1 pseudogene is annotated in these 423 nt (G+C 77.5%); it reads right to left on the minus strand.

The window, feature by feature from the left end:
* Window positions 1–63 precede the first annotated feature (63 nt).
* A pseudogene (locus FV222_RS29155) lies at window positions 64–423 on the minus strand (chromosome partitioning protein); the annotation flags it as partial.

The raw sequence follows: 423 nt of genomic DNA on the forward strand, positions 1-423 counted from the left end.
CCACGGCGGCGGCTGCGGCGCCGGCGCCGATCGCCAGCGGCGGAAGGGTGCGGAGCGCGAGCCTCATCCGAGCCGCCGGTAGAGCCAGTCGGGGATCGGCCGCCGGGTCCGGTTGAGGACGACGCCGAGGGCGGTGCCGCCGGCGGCCTCGAGGTCGCGCATCGCCTGCTCTGCCACGACCCGCCGGGTCCGCTCGGCCCCGACGACCACGACGAAGCCGTCGACGAGGGGGCCGAGCGCCGCGGTGTCGCCGATCTGCCCGATCGGCGCGCAATCGAGGATCGCGAGGTGGTAGCGCTGGTCGACGAGCCCGAGGAAGGCCTCGACGCGGGCGTCGTCGAGGCCGGCCTCGCGGATCGCGGCGGCGGTGCCGGCGGGGACGACGTGGAAGCCGTCGGCCACCGGGTGGACGCCGTCCAGGGG

Source organism: Methylobacterium sp. WL103 (assembly GCF_008039885.1).
Classification (GTDB): Bacteria; Pseudomonadota; Alphaproteobacteria; order Rhizobiales; family Beijerinckiaceae; genus Methylobacterium; species Methylobacterium cerastii.